Here is a 16114-nt window from a genome sequence, read left to right on the forward strand (position 1 = left end):
GCTATTCGGCGGCCTGCGCCAGCTGGCTGGCATGGCGATGTTCGGGCACCGGCAAGCCCAGATGGCCGCGCAGCGTGTCATGCTCGTAGCGGGTGCGGAAGATCCCCTTGCGTTGCAGCAGCGGCACCACCCTTTCGCGGAACAGCAGGAAATCGCCGGGCCGCGTCACGCGCAGGTTGAAGCCATCGGCGGCGCGGTTGGTGAACCAGCGCTCGATCTCGTCTGCGACGGTTTCCGGGCCGCCCACGAAGGGACTTTGCCAGCGGCCCAGCGCATAGGCGGCCTCGCGCAGGGTGTAGCGCTTTTCGGCGGCGACGCGGATGATCCGCTCGGCATGGCCCTTGTAGCTGTTGAGCGTCACGCCCGACAGGTCGGGAAAGGGCGCATCGAGCTTGTACTGGCGGAAATCGTGATAGTTGAAGGCGCGGCCCAACTGCACCAGCAGCTTGTCGAGGTCGAGCGCTTCCTCGGCCTCGCGGGCGATGCGGCGGGCTTCCTCATCGGTGTCGGCCAGCGTGGGTGACAGGCCGGGCAGCACCTTGATGTGGTCCGGATTGCGGCCCAGCGCGGCGGCGCGGCGCTTGAGGTCGGCATAATAGGCGATGCCGCTTTCGATGTCCTGCGCCGAGGCGAAGGTGGCTTCGGCGATGCGGGCGCCAAGCTGGCGGCCAGCGTCGGATTCGCCCGCCTGAAAGATCACCGGCTGCCCCTGCCGCGACCGGCTGAGCGCCAGCGGACCCGCAACGCTGAAATGTGTGCCCTTGTGATCGAGCCGATGCTGTTTCGCCTTGTCGAGGAAGACGCCTGCCGCCCGGTCGCGGGGGAAGGCATCGTCCTCATAGCTGTCCCACAGGCCTTGCACCACATCGACGAATTCGGCGGCGCGCGCATAGCGTTCGGCATGGTCGAAATGGGCGTCGCGCCCGTAATTGGCGGCGGCGCCCTCAAGGCCGGTGGTCACCACATTCCATCCCGCGCGGCCCCGGCTGATATGGTCGAGGCTGCCGAACTGGCGCGCGACATTGTAGGGTTCCCAATAGGAGGTGGTCAGCGTGCCCACCAGTCCGATGCGCGAGGTGTGCGTCGCCAGCGCCGACAGCAGGGTGAGCGGTTCGAGCCGGTTGAGGAAATGCGGCGCGGTCTCGGGCGTGATGAAGGGGCTGTCGACGATGAACACCAGATCGAACAGCGATTGCTCGGCGGCGCGGGCATGGGCGATGTACCAGTCGATATCGATGCTGGCATTGCCGGGCAGGGCCGGATCGCGCCAGCTGGTGTGTTCGGCGCCGACGCCTTCAAGAATGGCGCCCAGATGCAAATGGCGATGCGTGGTCATAACGGTCTCCTTGACGGAAGGGTAAGCCGGAGGGTTCTTCAGGCCGGGAGCAGCCCCGGCGCGATCAGCGCGGCGATGTCCACCCGCCGGGGCAGCACGCCGTAATCCTCGTGAAAGCGGTCTGCCGCCCTTTGCAGCGCGGCGACGAAAGCCGCGTCGGGCGCGACAAGGGCAGGGTTCTCGCGCCCGACCATGATGCGGGCCAGCGCGGGTGCGATGCCGGTCTGTCTGGCATAGAGGGCGGCATAGGCGTCGATATGGTCGCGGCACCATTGGTTGGCGGTCCGGCTGCGCGCCAGCACATCGGCCAGCGCCGCGCGCTTGTCGGCATCGGCCAGAGCCGCTTCGGACACAGCGATGATGCCATAGCCGGGCCCGATGCCGGTGCCGTCGCGCAGGATGCGGGCGCCCGCGGCCTCCGCCTTGGCCTGATAGATGCCGAAGGTCCCCCAGGCCTCGATCTGGCCCGAGGCGAAGGCGGCGGCGGCCTCGGTGGGTAGCATGAAGCCGATCTTCACGCTCCCGATGGGCACATGCGCCTCGCGCAGCGCTTCGAGCAGCAGATAATGGGAGATGCTGCCGCGCGCGCTCGACACGATCACGCTGCGCCCGGCCAGATCCTTGACCGAGGCGATGGGCGAGCGGGGCGGCACAACGATCGCCATCGAGCGCCCGCTGGTCTGGTTGATCCCGGCGATCTTCAGCTTGCACCCGGCGGCGGCGGCCAGAATGACCGGCAGGTCGCCTGCCGGGGCGGTGTCCACGGCTCCGGCATTGAGCGCTTCGAGCAGGGGCGCGGCACCCTGAAAATTAGCGAAGCTGAGGGGGTAGGTCGTGCCATCGAGCGCATGGGCGGCCCTCAGCTTGGATTCGATGAGATGGACCTGATCGCCCAGCACCAGCCCCCTGGCGCGGTGCTTGCACGCGGCAAGGGCGACAGTGCTGGCCAAAGTGCCTGCCAGCATGCCCCGGAGAGCACTGCGCCGTGTGATGGTCATGGTCACGCCTCCACCGCCTCACGCGCGGCTTCGCGGCGGTTGGCGGGAATGGGCAGGCCCAGATGGCCCCGCAGCGTGGTATGGGCATAGTCGGTGCGGAAGAGGCCGCGCGCCTGAAGGATGGGCACCACCTCCTGCGTGAAGCGGCGGAACTGGCTTGGATGGCCGGCGTGGATGTTCAGCCCGTCGAGTGCGCGCCCCTCGAACCAGCGGGCGATCTCATGCGCGACGGTTTCCGCCGATCCGACGAAGGGATTGCGGCGCCCGCTGCGGCTCTGTTCCACCACCTGCCGCAAGGTGAGGCTGTTCGCCACGGCATGGTCGGTCAGCTTTTTGGCTTGGGTGTAGAAGCTCAGTTTTGCGTGTTCCAGCGCGGCGGCGGGGAAGGGGGCGTCCAGATCGTATTGGCGGAAATCGTGCCAGCCGAAGGCACGGCCCAGCTCGCCCAGCGCCTGAGCGAAGGAATGGTCATGCGCGCGCCAGTGGCGCTCCAGCTCGCGGGCATGATCGTCGGTGTCACCCACAAAGACGGTGAAACCGGGCATGATGACGATCTGTTCGGGGGCGCGGCCCAGTGCGGCGGCGCGGCGCTTGATGTCCTCGTAGAAGGCCTGGCCTTGCGAGAGGGTCTGGGCGTGGGTGAAGATGGCGTCGGCGTGAGCCGCGCCCAGATCGCGGCCCTGATCGCTGTCACCGGCCTGAAAGATCACCGGCTCGCCCTGCGGCGAGCGCTGGATGTTGAGCGGCCCGGCGACGGAGAAATATGGCCCCTCGTGGTTCAGCGCGTGGAGCTTTGTGGGGTCGAGAAACTGGCCGGTGGCGCGGTCGCGCGGCAGGGCGTCATCCTCATAGGAGCGCCACAGGCCCTGCACCACATCGATGTATTCGCGCGCGCGGCCATAGCGCGTGTCGTAATCATAGTGCTGCTTCAGCCCGTAATTGGCCGATGTGCCCGCGTCTCCACTGGTGACGACATTCCAGCCCGCGCGGCCCTTGCTGATGAGATCGAGCGAGGCGAGGCGGCGCGCCAGATTGAAAGGCGCGTTGTAGGAGGTGGTCAGTGTGCCCACCAGCCCGATATGGCTGGTCGCGACGGCCAGCGCCGAGAGCAGGGTGAGCGGTTCGAGGCGGTTGAGGTAATGCGGCGGACTGTCAGGCGTGATGAACTGGCTGTCGACGATGAAGACCAGATCGAATTTGGCCGCCTCGGCCTGGCGCACGATGTCGATGTACCAGTCGATGTTGACGCTGGCGTCCACCGGGATCTCCGGATCGAGCCAGCGGCTGAATTCGCCGGGGCCGCCCACGCCGGTGGTGACGAGGCCGAGCTTGAGCAGGCGTTGAGGCTGTTGGGTCATGGGCGAGGCTTTCTCTGGCGCTGGTGAGGGCCGAATGCCGGCAATCGCATGAGAGATTAGAAAGGCGGGCACAGATGCCGCCAACGACAAGATCCAATAGCCATATGAGCAGGGGTGATAGATCCACGAAAAACGGCCAGCCCGTGCTGGTCTTGACGTGACAAAGGAGATTTCCCTGGTGGAAAAGTAAATCTTTACGTGCCGGGATTTGATGATTTTATCTCGATTTAACAGCACGTTTTCTGCATGAAAAATGCTTTATGAGTTGTGCTGATATTTTGCGACCATAACTCGATTGAACGGGGAGGACTTTCCTTCATTTCTCGCGCCATCTTCCGACAGCGAGATTTTCCGACATGCCCATCAGCTTCACGGCCTCCGCCGATACGATCGATCCGACGGCCCCGGCCATCCACCTCCTGCAACCCGGAGCAGCGACGGAGGTCGCCCGTCAGGCCCGCAGCCTGCGCCCGCAGAGCAAACGTCAGGGGCATTCGCCTGGGATCGCGCTGACCATTCGCCCTGTCATGGCGGCTCATAAGGATGCCGGGCAAAAATCCGGGCCGACGATGTTGCAGCGCCTCGGGCTGGCTCCGCGCAAGGCTCTGGTCGCCCCGGCAGGCGATGCCGTCAATCTGGTCGGCACGCTCGATCAGGTCGTGGAGGCCGTGCTGGCCTATTACGACATCGGCGTCGATCATATCATCCTGCGCGGGAGCGATCCGCTGGAATCCGCCCTGATCGCGCTGGTGCAGCGCCGGGTGGTTCGGCGCGATGCGGTGCTGGGCGTGCTCGCCGGTTGAGCGGTTCAGGGGCGCCTTTTCAAACTGATGACGGACGGCGGCCTGACCATCGGTCAGGCATGCGCCGCGCATAGGCCTGTTCAAGGGGGGGATCAATGAAAGTGAAGAGAACGTGGCGCAGCCTGTGGCTGGCCAGCGCCGCCGCTTGCGCGTCTGTTGCCGGGGTGGCGCAGGCCGCACCGGACGATGCCGTGGCCAAGGCTCCGGCCGCAGCGGCGGCCGATGATGCGGCCGGGCAAAAGGACGCTATCATCGTCACCGGTTTGCGCGGTGTGCCGCGCACCGTGACCGACAGTCCTGCGCCTATCGAGGTGGTCGATGGCGCCAAATTTGCCCAGACGGGCAGCGTCGGGCTGACCGAGGGGCTGGCCAAGGCACTGCCCGCGCTCAATTTCGGGGCCAATGATGCGGGTTTCTTCTCGGTGGTGCGCAATGTCAGCAACCGGGGCCTGCCCTCGGCCTATACGCTGGTGCTGGTCAATGGCAAAAGGCGGCACAATTCCAGCCTGATGGCCAATGCCGCGCCCAAGGACACCAGCGGCGCCAATGCGCCCGATCTCGATCTGATCCCGGCCATCGCGGTGGGTAAGGTGGAGGTGCTGAAGGATTCCGCCGCCGCGCAATATGGCTCGGATGCGATTGCCGGCGTGTTCAACCTGAACCTTGACCATTCCGCCGGCTTCAAGGCGGATTTTACCGATGGCGAAAGCTACAATGGGCGCGGCAACCGCAACAGCTGGAAGGCCCAGATCGCCTATGGTCTGAAGATTGGCGACACGGGCTGGTTCCATATCGCCGCCGACTATCGCTTTCGGGGCATGAACTGGTGGACCCTGCTGGCCACCGACACCAATGCCTATGGCCTGCCCTCGGGCAGCACGGCAGCGGGCGTGGCCGCTGCCAGCGGCCAGAGCGTGGCGCAGGTCAATGCCAACATTGCCGCCGCCAATGCCAGGAACGCCGCCTGGAACCGTGATGGTGCGCAGAACGGCGATCCCCGCATCCGCGCGCATGATATCGTGATCGACACGGCGGTGCCGCTGGGCTCGCTTGAGCTTTATGGCTTCGGCACCTATTCGCACCGGGATTCGGCGATCGGCAACAATTATCGCCGCGCCAATGGCACGGCTGATTTTTCCGCCATCTTCCCCGATGGCTATTATCCGCTCATCAATTTCACCGAGCATGATGCCGAAGGCACCATCGGCCTACGCGGTCAGGTGGCGGGCTGGCATGTCGATCTGTCCACCGATTATGGCAAGAACCGCAACCATGAATGGTCGCAGCTGAACCTGCGCCCCGCGCTGGGGCCGACGGGGCCGACCTTCTGGCCCAATCTGGCCACCTTTGAAATCCGCCAGTGGGACAGCAACCTCGATGTGAACCGCAATGTCGATATCGGGCTGGCCGCGCCTCTCACCGTGGCGGCGGGGCTGGAGTATCGTCGCGATGCCTTCCAGACCTGGGCGGGCGATCCCTCCGCATGGCAGAACGCCAGCTATTATTACAAGGTGGGCGACCAGACCTACGACTGGAATGTGGGCGCCCTGGCCTCGCCGGTGGTGCAGGGGGCCATCGTGCTGTCAGCCAGCGATGCGGTGAATGCTTCGCGCGGGGTTTTCGCGCAATATCTCGATCTTTCGACCTATGTGACCAAGGCCTGGTTTGTCGATGCCGCGATCCGCGCCGAGCAATACAGCGATTCCTCGGGCAATCCGCTGTCGGTGAAGTTCAATTCGCGCTATGATATCTCACCGGTCTTTGCCCTGCGCGGCACGGTGGGCAGCGGCTTTCGCGCGCCTTCGCTGACCCAGACCAGCTATACCCAGACCGATGGGCGCACGGCGGTCGTCTCGGTCAATGGCGTCTCGACGGTGCAACCGACGGTGGCCAAGCTGGTCAATGCCAATTCCGCCTTGGGCCGCCAATTGGGCGCGCAGCCGCTCAGGGCCGAGCGCTCGCTCAATGCCGGGCTTGGCGTGGTGTTCACCCCCGCGCGCAACGTCAACGTCACGCTGGATGGTTACTGGATCCGCATCAACAATCGGATCGAGCGATCGGGGCGCCTCTATGGCAGCGGCATCGATGCCATTCTGAATGCCAATGGCGTTTCGGGCACCGGCACGCAGGTGGAATATTTCCTCAACGCCGCCAACACCAACACCATCGGCCTCGATCTGGTGGCCGATTACCGCAAGGGGCTGGGCACGCTCGGCAAAGTAAACCTGACGGTGGCCTTCGATTACAACCGCACGCGGGCCGGTTGGGTGGCGCCGCTGCCTGCGCTGCTCAATGGTGTTGCGCTGTCTTCGGGATCGGTGTTTTTCGGCAATGACCGGCGCGGCGAACTGACCGATATCAATCCCAAGACCAAGCTGAACGTCAACGCCAACTGGCAAAAGGGCATCTTCACGCTCAATGCCTCGACCACGCTTTACGGCGCTTATTGGTATCGGCAGGCCAGTGGCGATGATCGCCATTTCGACGCCAGCTGGATCACCGATGCCAGCATATCGGCGCGGGTGACCCGTTTTGCGACCTTGCAGCTCGGGGCTACCAATTTGTTCAACGTGCGCCCTGGCACCAACGGTCCTGGCAGTCCCCAGACCGGGCAGGGGTATTACGGCCCTTCGCCCTATAATCCCAGTGGGGGCTATTATTACGGTCGCGTCGCATTCAGCTTCTGACATGTGCGAAGCGGGCATGGCGATTAGCTATGCTCCGCCAAGGGGTTGATGAGCGCTTCCGCGGATATCCCATTCTCAAGAAGCCTTTTCAAATGATCGATCTTCAGCTTCCGATCGAGCGGGCTACCCGCCAATCCCCGCGCCCACGTGGGTGGCGTGCACCGGTCTCGACCGCTTTCGCCGCCACAGGATCGAAGAGAAAGAGAACTTCGGCATGGCTGAAAGCGGCGAGGGCCGCCAGTGCATCCGGTCCGAACCGCACCTCGTCAAGCGCGATGGCGGAGCGGCTCGTGCCCCAGTGATCGTCGAGCGGTTCGGCCCGCCCGCCCTGCACATGGCCGATCGGTTCCAGCGTGAATGACATGGTCTTGCTCCTGTTATGCCTGAAGGGTGCAATGCACGCGTCCAAGCGAAGACGCCTTAGGCGACCCGGTCATGCACTGGTGACGAAATCAAGCTAACGGAGGGAGGGTTTAGACGGCCGGATCAAGCGCTATGAATGGCGGTAATGTTAGCGATACCTGTCGGCCAGTTCGCCAGACATTGGCTCTTGTCATGACGGACCTCTCTGATCCTGTCCTCTTTCCGCCAAGCAAAGCATGGGCTCTTCCCTTTCGCGTTGTGGATCGCTTCTGCCTCGGTGAGAACGTTCTTATAACACGAACTTATAAGACTATATCTTTATTGTCTTTCACATCATAGAGGCGGTTCCCCATCCTGCCAGCTGTAAACATTGGGGATGAGGGAGGGCGCACGCGTTGCAGGCGCTTGGGTGCCAGGGGTGTAGCCTCCTGAACGGACAACATGGAAGCAAAAGCCATGGTGGTGAGGGAAAAGGTCGGTAGCATGCCGATCATTTCGGTGTTGTTGCACACGATGCCACGCAGAGCTTGTAGCCGACAATTGGGATTGACCAGATGAGTCTGGTTGGGGCCTTGCTATTGGCCACCGCCACTGCTGCCTCGGCAATGTCATGTGCCACATTGGTTGCGACGGAAGTCCCGGTCGAAAGCGAAGCTGATGTGTGTCCCGTCAGCAAGCCTCTGCACCCTGTTTCGGGCTCTGATATCGGCTTTGCCCTGTGCCTGCCCGCGAGATGGAGCGGGCGCTTCCTGATGCTGGGCAAGCGCGAATCCTCAAACCCCTCCCGTGCAGTCCGTTTTTGGTTCATCTGCGGTCTTGGTGCAGGAGGAGCGCATAGGAATTCATTCTCCGTACTGTGGCCTGCGCAGAGGTAAAAATCTTCCAGATGGATTGTTATCTGCATGGATTCCTATGATAATCGCATTTGCAGTTTAAGATGCCAAATTGTCACAGTTTCCTTCAAGTCGTTTGCTGGACTTGACAGAAAACCTCCGTTGTAAAACCTATAAGAAGGCAGATCACGAGAAACGTGAATGCCAGCTGGGAGAGGGGAAATGCAGAAGATTGCCTTGGCGGGCCTTGTATCCGCCATATCCATTGTTGCGTCGTCGAACGCTAATGCTCAAACAAATGAATCACGACCTGATGGTGACATCATCGTTACTGCAACGCGCGAAAGCACATTGCTATCCAAGACGCCGGTGGCGATCACCGCAATATCCGGTGATGGATTGCGCAGTAAGGGCATAGCCAATCCAGCCAATCTGGGCGAGCAGGTACCGAACCTCTCGATCGACCGCACCAATGGCCTGCAGATCACCATCCGTGGTGTGACCAGCACGGATGGCACCGAGAAGGGTAATCCTTCCGCGGCCTTCCTGCTCGATGGCATCTACATTGCCCGCCCGCAGGAGGCGGATGTCAGCTTCCTTGACATCAACCATATCGAGGTTCTCAAGGGGCCGCAGGGTACGCTTTATGGCCGCAACACCACGGCAGGTGTGATTAATGTTATCACCAACAAGCCCGAATTCGGCAAGCTCTCGGCGGGAGGGAATATCGGATATGGCAAGTACAATGCCATCAATGCCGATGCCTTCTTCAACGCTCAGGCGACGGATTGGGCGGCATTCCGTCTTTCAGTCAACTATGACTCGCGGGACACATACACCAAACCGGCCGGCAATGACCCCTATTTCAACAAGAACTTCCGCACGAATATCAGCGTGCGCCTGCAGGGCCTCTTCAAGCTGGGCGAGAATGGCGACCTTCTGCTGCGCGGAGCTTATTCCAAGCTGAATGGATCGCGTGATTCTTCTTTGCCGACCAGCAATTTCTACAACATCCAGCCCGGTGCCACCGCCGGTTCGCCACGCACCGCCACCTGGGCGCCGATTGGCAACACCAGCCAGGCGCTGACCAGCACGCTGGCCTCTGCCTCATTCAACACGCCTTTGCCGACAGGGATATCTCCCAATCAGTATGGTGGCGGCAACGTCAATTCCTCCAAGCCTGATGTAAACGACATTGCCTACAATCTGGATGCCGAACTGAACTATAATTTTGGCCCGCTCAAGGGAACTTATCTGGGATCGGTGCGACAATACAATGCCAAGGAAAACGGCAATGCGCTGATTGGCGTCAATCTTCCGGGTACCTTCAATGGAGATTATACGCAGCAATCGCATGAACTGCGGTTGGCCAGCACGGGGCAGGGTCCGCTGAAAATCCAGGGCGGCCTCTATTACTTTCGTGAAGAATCGCGAATCGCCTATTACATCTACAATCTGGCGCCGGCAGCCTTTGGCAACACCTATATCTACGGCTTCCCGCAGCACACGATTTCGGCCACCAAGGGTGCCTTCACGCAGGGCACCTACAAGGTGACCGACCACATCCGCCTGACCGCCGGCGTACGCTACACCGCCGACGATCTCAGCCGCTATGGCCATACGGTTCACATCAACAGCCTTGGATCGAATGTCTATGCTGGCGGGCTCTACAACCTCACACCCGGTGCGGCCGACCGCAGCTATGTCAATGACGGTGAGATCAGGAGCAACAAGGTCACGTGGCGTGGCGGCTTCGACGCCGATATCGGGCGGGGCCTGCTCTATGGTTCGGTGGCCAGCGGCTACAAGGAAGGCGGTTTTGGCGACGGATGTTCCAGTGGAGCCGTGGGCCAGTCACTGGTGACGACGCAGGGAGAACGCTGCAACTATGCCCTGGGTGACCAGCATGCGATCTATTACCAACCCGAAACCCTGGTCGATTACGAACTGGGCTTTCGCGGCACGATCTTTCCCGGCGTGAAGATCGACACCAACCTGTTCTATTACGACTATAAGAACCTGCAACTGAGCGCCATCGTTCCGGTCAATGGCGCCAACCAGACGATCACCACCAATGCCGGCAAGGCATCGGTGCTTGGTTGGGAATTCGAAGCGCAGTTCACCCCCGTCCACAATTTCAACCTGACCACCGGCATCGATCTGACCGACGGCCATTATCGCCAGTTCTGCCCCAGCGGCCTGGACAGTTCCGGCAATTGCACCGTCAATTCCAGTGGCCAGCTGGCCAATTATGCCGGGCAGAAGCTGGATCGCACGCCCTCGCGCGTCATCTACGTCAATGCCAGCTATCTGGTGCCGGTGGGCGAGGGTGATGTGCAACTGAATGTGGGCACGCGCCTGTCCACGGCCTATTCGGTGACTGTCTTCGGCGACAACGGGCCCTATTGGCTGAAGTTGTGGACCCCGGCCCAGACCAAAACCCAGGCCAGCGTCACCTACAATGCGCCCGGCCACCGCTGGTATCTGAGCGCCTATATCAAGAACATCGAAAACAATGTCTCGCTGGTCGCTGGCAGCGCCAGCTCGGTCACCATGTCTGACCCGCGCACCTTCGGGCTGCGCGCGGGCTTCCATTACTGACCCTTATGGGCAGCCGCGCCAATTGCGGGCGCGGCTGCCCTTTCTTTCCCATCAGGAGACAAGCAATGCGAGCAGGATCTTGTGCCATGGCCGCGCTGACGGCCCTGAGCTGGCTCGGCGCCCCGGCCGCCTTCGCGCAGAACACCGGCAGCGAGCGCGCTCCGGTGATCGATGTGCATATGCATGCCATGGAGGATGCGCCATGGGCTCAGCCGGTGTGTCCTAACCAGTCGAAGTTCCTCGCCTCCGACCCGCGTGACGGCAGGGAAGCATCCTTTGGCTGGTCTCAGGAAGATTGCACGCCCAAACTTTATCCGGCGAAAAAGGGCGAATACCGCAAGGATGTGCTGGCGGAGATGGAACGGCTGAATGTTATCGGCGTGGTCTTTGGTCAGCCCGAGGAGGTTAGGAAATGGCAGGAGGCCGCCCCCGGGCGTGTCATCCCCGGAACCGCCTTCCAGACCGGCCCCCACACGGCGCCTGAGGCCGAGCAGCTCAAGATGCTCAACATCGCTTTCACGCGCGACGGTTTCAAGGTGATGGGCGAAATCGGCCTGCAATATCAGGGCACATCGCCCAGCGACATGAGCGTGGACTCCTATTTCGCGCTGGCCGAAAAGCTGGATGTTCCCGTCGCCATTCACATGGGCACGGGCGGATCGGGGCGGGCCAATGTGGCGATGCCTGCCTTCCGCGGTTCGGCAGGAAACCCGTTGCTGCTGGAGGAGTTGCTGGCGCGCCATCCGCGCCTGCGGGTGCAGGTGATGCATGCCGGCTATCCGATGATTGACAACATGCTGACCCTTCTTCAGGCCAACAGCCACGTCTATGTCGACATTGCCGGGCTGATCTGGAGCTATCCGTTGAAAGAGGTGAACCGCTACATCCAGCGGATCGTGGACGCCGGTTTCGAGGATCGGGTGATGTTCGGCACCGATCAGCTGGCTTGGCCCGGCCTGATGGCCTATTCGATCGGCATCGTGCAGAACGCCGATTATCTGACCTCGGAGCAGAAGCGTGACATTCTCTATAACAATGCAGCGCGGTTCCTGCGGCTGGATCACACGGCCAAGGGTGGGTAGGGCGGTTAGGCCCGGCATTTAGCAAGACCTCGGAAGAGTAAAAGTGACTGCTTCTGCTCAGGTTGCTCAAAACCGGAAACACCACCTTGTCAGCATGAGAAGGGCGCGCTTCGAGCGGGATGATCTTGAGTGGCCAATGTGTTGTGATGGGATGGACGCCCCCCGACGTCACGAATGTGGCAAGGTGGGTGTCATAGGGCACCTGCGTGAGGAGGCGTCCCATGAATGAGGTTAGCATTATCGGATTGGATATCGCGAAGAATGTCTTCCAGGCATATGGCGCCGATGCGCGAGGGCTATTCAGTCGACGACTCACGCGCGGCAAGGTGCTGGAATTCCTCGCGGCCCAACCTGCATGCACAATCGCGATGGAGGCTTGCGGCGGTGCCCATCACTGGGCTCGTGGGCTGCAACGCCAGGGGCATGAGATCCGGTTGATCCCGCCGTCCTATGTGATGCCCTTTTTGAAACGGCAGAAGAACGATGCTGTTGATGCCGAAGCGATCTGCGAAGCAGCTCAGCGACCCGATATGCGGTTCGTGGCCGTGAAGAGCGAGGAACATCAGGCTTCGGGACTCGTATTTCGTGCCCGCGATCTTCTATAGCGCACTCTGCTGATGAATGCGATCCGTGGCCATCTGACAGAATATGGCTGGGTCGCGCCAAAGGGCCCGGCATGGGTTAGGATGCTGGCTGATCTGCTTGACGACGATATGGGCGAAAGTCTGCCCAAGGGTACGCGGTCGATGCTGCGCGTCATGCATGAGATGCTCACGTTCCTTGATGCCCGGGTCGATGGGCTCGACAAAGAGATTGGGCGGCGGGCTCGTGAGGATGAGGTGTGCCAGCGTCTTATGACCATTCCAGGCATTGGGCCAATTACCGCGACCGTTATTGCCGCTTTGGCGCCGGTCGCCGAGACCTTCCGGCGCGGGCGTGATTTTACTGCCTGGCTGAGGTTCACACCGCTTCAGCACTCCACTGGGGGCAAGACGAAGCTGGGACGAATTACGAAAATGGGTGATCGCACATTACGGCGGCTGTTGGTCAACGGCAGTAGCGTTGTTGTCCGTCATGCCGCCAGAAGAGGCCCCCGGCTGGATCATGGCTTGAAGGCATGCTAGCGCGCAAACCTCGCATGCTGGTCACCGTGGCCCTGGCCAACAAGATGGCACGCGTGGTGTTGGCGTTGCTTGTCAGCAAGGAGGATTACCGGGCTCCGAACGTGGCGATAGCATAAGCGCTACAGCCACGATCAGAGGTCGTCGGTAGGGTCGGTGAACAAAGGAGTGTATTGCGAAACAGTCGATGAGACGGGGCAGGAAAAACCAGAGGACTCCACCGTGCCAACCAAGCACGCCGTTGTGATATGGATCCGGTCCGCGTACTTCCATACAGGCCAGCAGCATCATGCTGCACCAACAGGCCGGACAGATGGCAGCATCCGACGACCCGCCGTTTATACCTGAATTACCTCTTGCTTCTTTCGGGGCGTCCACAGATGAAGTCCGACACCCGCGGCATGTTGATCGCCGGGGCATGAACTGCTGGTTGACGTGATCGAGCGGACATGGCGCGGCCTTGTTGCTGAGCGTTGTGCGCACGGGCTTCCCCGGATCACACCCTGCCGGCCCAGATCACCCGAAAGAGGTAGAGCGAATAGGTCACCGTCTGCATCGCGGCAAAGGCGGGGGTGGCCAGGCACAGCACGGCCATGGCCGAGGTTGCGCCCTGCCAATAAAGCGCTGCCAGGGGCAGTGGGGCGAACAGCAGCGCGCCGACATACCAGCGGCGGCGCCCGACCTTGTCGATGGCCAAAGCGCATGCGAAAGCGGCGATCAGCGCCGCGCCTGACATGATGAAGCCATAGTGGATCGAGCCATTAACCGGCATGTGGAACACCGTTTTGTACTGCGGGGGCAACCAGGGCAGCAGGCCGTTGTTGATCAGATAGGTGCCGAGCCGCGCGCCAGCCTCGCGGGCCAGAGCCAGCAGCCTCGCTGCATCACGGGCGGAGAGCATGGACGCCTCGTCCACGATCCAGGCCTCACGGCCCTGCTCGATCTCTTCGCCGCCGTTCAGCATCCTGGCGACCGTCATGGGCTCGGCGTTTACGGTGCGGCCCAGCACATCGGCGGCGGTCGCGGTAGGCGCAAGGTCGCGCACGACAAGCCCCTCGTCGCGGTCGGTCCTGGCATAGGTGGCGAGGACGGTGGTGGTCTTGGCGGTGCCTGCGCTGCCATGGATGGCGGTGACGGAGGCGGTGGAGACGAGCAGGCCCCCGGTGGCGCTGCGCCGCCTCTCCTGCCGCCCGTTCGAGCAGGGCAGCGGAAAAGGTCGCATCCCGCTCGGACAGGCTGGCGGCGGCGAAAGCCACGGCGCGATCGGCGGCCGTCCTGCGCGTGTCCATGCCGAGGTCGGGCCCGGCAGCGGCGCGGGCTTCGGCCTTTGCGACGATGGCGCGGCGTGTTGCTTGGTCTAACCCCAACTCATCGGCCTGGGCGCGGCAGGTGGCGGCGAACGGTCAAAATCAAATGCTCAAGGCGCATTCAGTTGGTAAGCAAGGATTTGGATGCCTCCCTGTAAGCTCGAGCCTTAAGGGACCGGGATGTACTCGCTTGGTTTCGTGCTCGCCGAAGGTGCCAGCAAAACCAGGTTCACCAAGCCAGCAAAGCTGCCACGCCCCCTCCGGGGTAACCATCCCTTACGCAGTGCGCGGCGCCGGAGTTTCTCACCATGGCAACGCGAGAGGAGGATGGGAATTAACAAATTGGCCATACTGGATAGAATGGACAAAAGGGGGGGCCGATATGTCAGCCATCAAAAAGCGCGAACGTGTCTCGATCCTTGCGGACGTTGAAGGCAAGCTTCTCGCACAGATTCGCTCCTATAAGCCCAATATGCTGGCGCGGTTGCAATCTGTCCTGACAGAGAATCCCGAAGCCCTGCGTATGATCTTCGAAAACATCCATAGCGTAGCGAAGGATGCTAAGGAAGCGGAGCAAGGGAAGCAAGGGGCGGGTAGTGATCCTGCCCCTGACAATTACGTGCTCATGAACATCCAAAAGGGGCCCGGTCTAGGTGAGTCGTTGTCGCCCGAGGAAGGGCGCAAACTCATTGCTGATATCAGCCAGGACGTACCCCTGGATGCATGGGTCAACTCCAAGGTGATGGGTGTGGGCGCCTTGGCCAAGCAACTCGGCATCGTGCCTCAGACGATTGCGAATTGGAGAAATCAACATAAAATTCTGGCGCTCAGGAAGGGCGTAAGAAATTTCGTTTATCCGATACGACAGTTCAACAGAAATGCACCTGTAGAAGGCATTGCGGAAGTCTGGAAGCATTTTGAAGATGACGAAACGGCGTGGGAATGGCTTGTAACAAAGAATTATGGAATGGATGGGGCTCTTCCTATTGACCGACTTCTGGAAGGGCGGGCTGATGAGGTTGTGAGCGCGGCAGAAGGGTCGGTTGACTTCTAATGAAGATCAGTCTCAGTTAATTAAATTGCTCTATCGTAACCTTTCGCTTTGTTGGATGGCTTCGTATTATAACCGCAAAGCATCGCGCTACGCCGTAAGCTGCAGGCTATGGTTCAAGTCGTTTCAGTAGCCCTGACAATTCATGCAAGGTCCTATACATCGCAAGCGATTTTAAAACATCGTTTGCCGAAGCGGTCATTCGAGACATGTATGTAGGTAAGTCAAGCAGATATATCAGTTACAAACGGCTTGATAGCCTGGCGATTGCGGTCATCGATACATCATCGCACGTCATGTTGTTAGACTTGCGTGGTGGCAAAGCCTATGAAATCGGCATGGATACCGATGCAAAAGGCGCTCGTGATCATGCACAAGGTCAAGCCTTATCGAAAGCGCTCCATGATAAAACCGACGTTGATGGGATCGTCTATAACTCGCGATTTACGGGCGAGGAGTGTGTTGTAGTTTTTTAAAAGGCGTTTTCGAAGATTGGTGCAAATCCCGCTATTGACTTGTTCCAGCACCGTGATCTGTTGCCCGAAATCAAGGGTTGGGATATTATTGTACGTCG

12 protein-coding genes and 1 pseudogene are annotated in these 16114 nt (G+C 61.1%); 7 read left to right on the forward strand and 6 right to left on the reverse strand.

Translation table 11 applies throughout. From position 1 onward, the window contains the following. Nucleotide 1: 1 nt before the first annotated feature. From SR3_RS10035 to SR3_RS10045, 3 genes are read right to left on the reverse strand one after another with little or no spacing between them, the layout of a single operon-like run. A complete protein-coding gene (locus SR3_RS10035; protein ID WP_068084681.1) occupies nt 2-1336 on the reverse strand; it encodes an LLM class flavin-dependent oxidoreductase in 1335 nt (444 codons plus the stop codon). Between the two features lie 38 nt (nt 1337-1374). Beyond that, nucleotides 1375-2334: an ABC transporter substrate-binding protein gene (locus tag SR3_RS10040; RefSeq protein ID WP_068084685.1), complete on the reverse strand. Its 960-nt coding sequence runs from the start codon at nt 2332-2334 to the stop codon at nt 1375-1377. A 2-nt stretch (nt 2335-2336) separates the two neighbouring features. Continuing rightward, entirely contained in the window at nt 2337-3692 is a 1356-nt protein-coding gene (locus SR3_RS10045; protein ID WP_068084691.1) for an LLM class flavin-dependent oxidoreductase, read from the reverse strand. Between the two features lie 356 nt (nt 3693-4048). Here SR3_RS10045 and SR3_RS10050 point away from each other — a divergent pair, with 356 nt between their 5' ends. Beyond that, entirely contained in the window at nt 4049-4495 is a 447-nt protein-coding gene (locus SR3_RS10050) for a hypothetical protein (protein WP_068084698.1), read from the forward strand. A gap of 95 nt (nt 4496-4590) precedes the next feature. Beyond that, entirely contained in the window at nt 4591-7182 is a 2592-nt protein-coding gene (locus SR3_RS10055; RefSeq protein ID WP_068084702.1) for a TonB-dependent receptor plug domain-containing protein, read from the forward strand. A gap of 103 nt (nt 7183-7285) precedes the next feature. On the opposite strand, the gene SR3_RS10060 is transcribed toward SR3_RS10055, so the two are convergent. Continuing rightward, on the reverse strand, nt 7286-7546 hold the full coding sequence (locus SR3_RS10060; RefSeq protein ID WP_068084705.1) for a hypothetical protein: 261 nt from the start codon (nt 7544-7546) through the stop codon (nt 7286-7288). A 1183-nt stretch (nt 7547-8729) separates the two neighbouring features. Here SR3_RS10060 and SR3_RS10070 point away from each other — a divergent pair. The 3 genes and pseudogenes from SR3_RS10070 (at nt 8730) to SR3_RS10080 (ending at nt 13301) form a co-directional block, all read left to right on the forward strand. Beyond that, complete coding sequence (locus SR3_RS10070) at nt 8730-10979, forward strand: TonB-dependent receptor (protein ID WP_169805605.1); 2250 nt, start codon at nt 8730-8732, stop codon at nt 10977-10979. 86 nt (nt 10980-11065) lie between these two features. Continuing rightward, nucleotides 11066-12061: an amidohydrolase family protein gene (locus SR3_RS10075; RefSeq protein WP_218018790.1), complete on the forward strand. Its 996-nt coding sequence runs from the start codon at nt 11066-11068 to the stop codon at nt 12059-12061. 221 nt (nt 12062-12282) lie between these two features. After that, nucleotides 12283-13301 (forward strand): annotated as a pseudogene (locus tag SR3_RS10080) (IS110 family RNA-guided transposase). 377 nt (nt 13302-13678) lie between these two features. Here the strand turns inward: SR3_RS10080 and SR3_RS10085 are convergent. Next, nucleotides 13679-14404, reverse strand: coding sequence for an AAA family ATPase (locus SR3_RS10085; protein WP_068084721.1), 726 nt, complete (start codon nt 14402-14404; stop codon nt 13679-13681). Between the two features lie 467 nt (nt 14405-14871). Between SR3_RS10085 and SR3_RS10090 the strand changes: the two genes are divergently transcribed. Both SR3_RS10090 and SR3_RS32780 read left to right on the forward strand, forming a co-directional pair. Then, nucleotides 14872-15543, forward strand: coding sequence for an antitoxin Xre/MbcA/ParS-like domain-containing protein (locus SR3_RS10090; protein ID WP_068084724.1), 672 nt, complete (start codon nt 14872-14874; stop codon nt 15541-15543). Nucleotides 15544-15701: 158 nt separating this feature from the next. Continuing rightward, nucleotides 15702-16016, forward strand: a complete 315-nt coding sequence (locus SR3_RS32780) for an RES family NAD+ phosphorylase (RefSeq protein ID WP_407668159.1) — start codon at nt 15702-15704, stop codon at nt 16014-16016. Here the strand turns inward: SR3_RS32780 and SR3_RS32180 are convergent. Beyond that, the coding region (locus SR3_RS32180) for a hypothetical protein (protein WP_218018791.1) at nt 15927-16114 on the reverse strand (188 nt) is incomplete at its 5' end. The two genes, SR3_RS32780 and SR3_RS32180, sit on opposite strands and share 90 nt — an antisense overlap.

Origin of the sequence: Novosphingobium rosa NBRC 15208 (assembly GCF_001598555.1) — a bacterium.
Classification (GTDB): Bacteria; Pseudomonadota; Alphaproteobacteria; order Sphingomonadales; family Sphingomonadaceae; genus Novosphingobium; species Novosphingobium rosa.

Coding starts and splice junctions, on each gene's coding strand:
- SR3_RS10035 (WP_068084681.1), bottom strand. CDS start 1,336: ATGACCACGCATCGCCATTTGCATCTGGGCGCCATTCTTGAAGGCGTC.
- SR3_RS10045 (WP_068084691.1), bottom strand. CDS start 3,692: ATGACCCAACAGCCTCAACGCCTGCTCAAGCTCGGCCTCGTCACCACC.
- SR3_RS10075 (WP_218018790.1), top strand. CDS start 11,066: ATGGCCGCGCTGACGGCCCTGAGCTGGCTCGGCGCCCCGGCCGCCTTC.
- SR3_RS10050 (WP_068084698.1), top strand. CDS start 4,049: ATGCCCATCAGCTTCACGGCCTCCGCCGATACGATCGATCCGACGGCC.
- SR3_RS10055 (WP_068084702.1), top strand. CDS start 4,591: ATGAAAGTGAAGAGAACGTGGCGCAGCCTGTGGCTGGCCAGCGCCGCC.
- SR3_RS10090 (WP_068084724.1), top strand. CDS start 14,872: ATGTCAGCCATCAAAAAGCGCGAACGTGTCTCGATCCTTGCGGACGTT.
- SR3_RS10060 (WP_068084705.1), bottom strand. CDS start 7,546: ATGTCATTCACGCTGGAACCGATCGGCCATGTGCAGGGCGGGCGGGCC.
- SR3_RS10085 (WP_068084721.1), bottom strand. CDS start 14,404: ATGCGACCTTTTCCGCTGCCCTGCTCGAACGGGCGGCAGGAGAGGCGG.
- SR3_RS10040 (WP_068084685.1), bottom strand. CDS start 2,334: ATGACCATCACACGGCGCAGTGCTCTCCGGGGCATGCTGGCAGGCACT.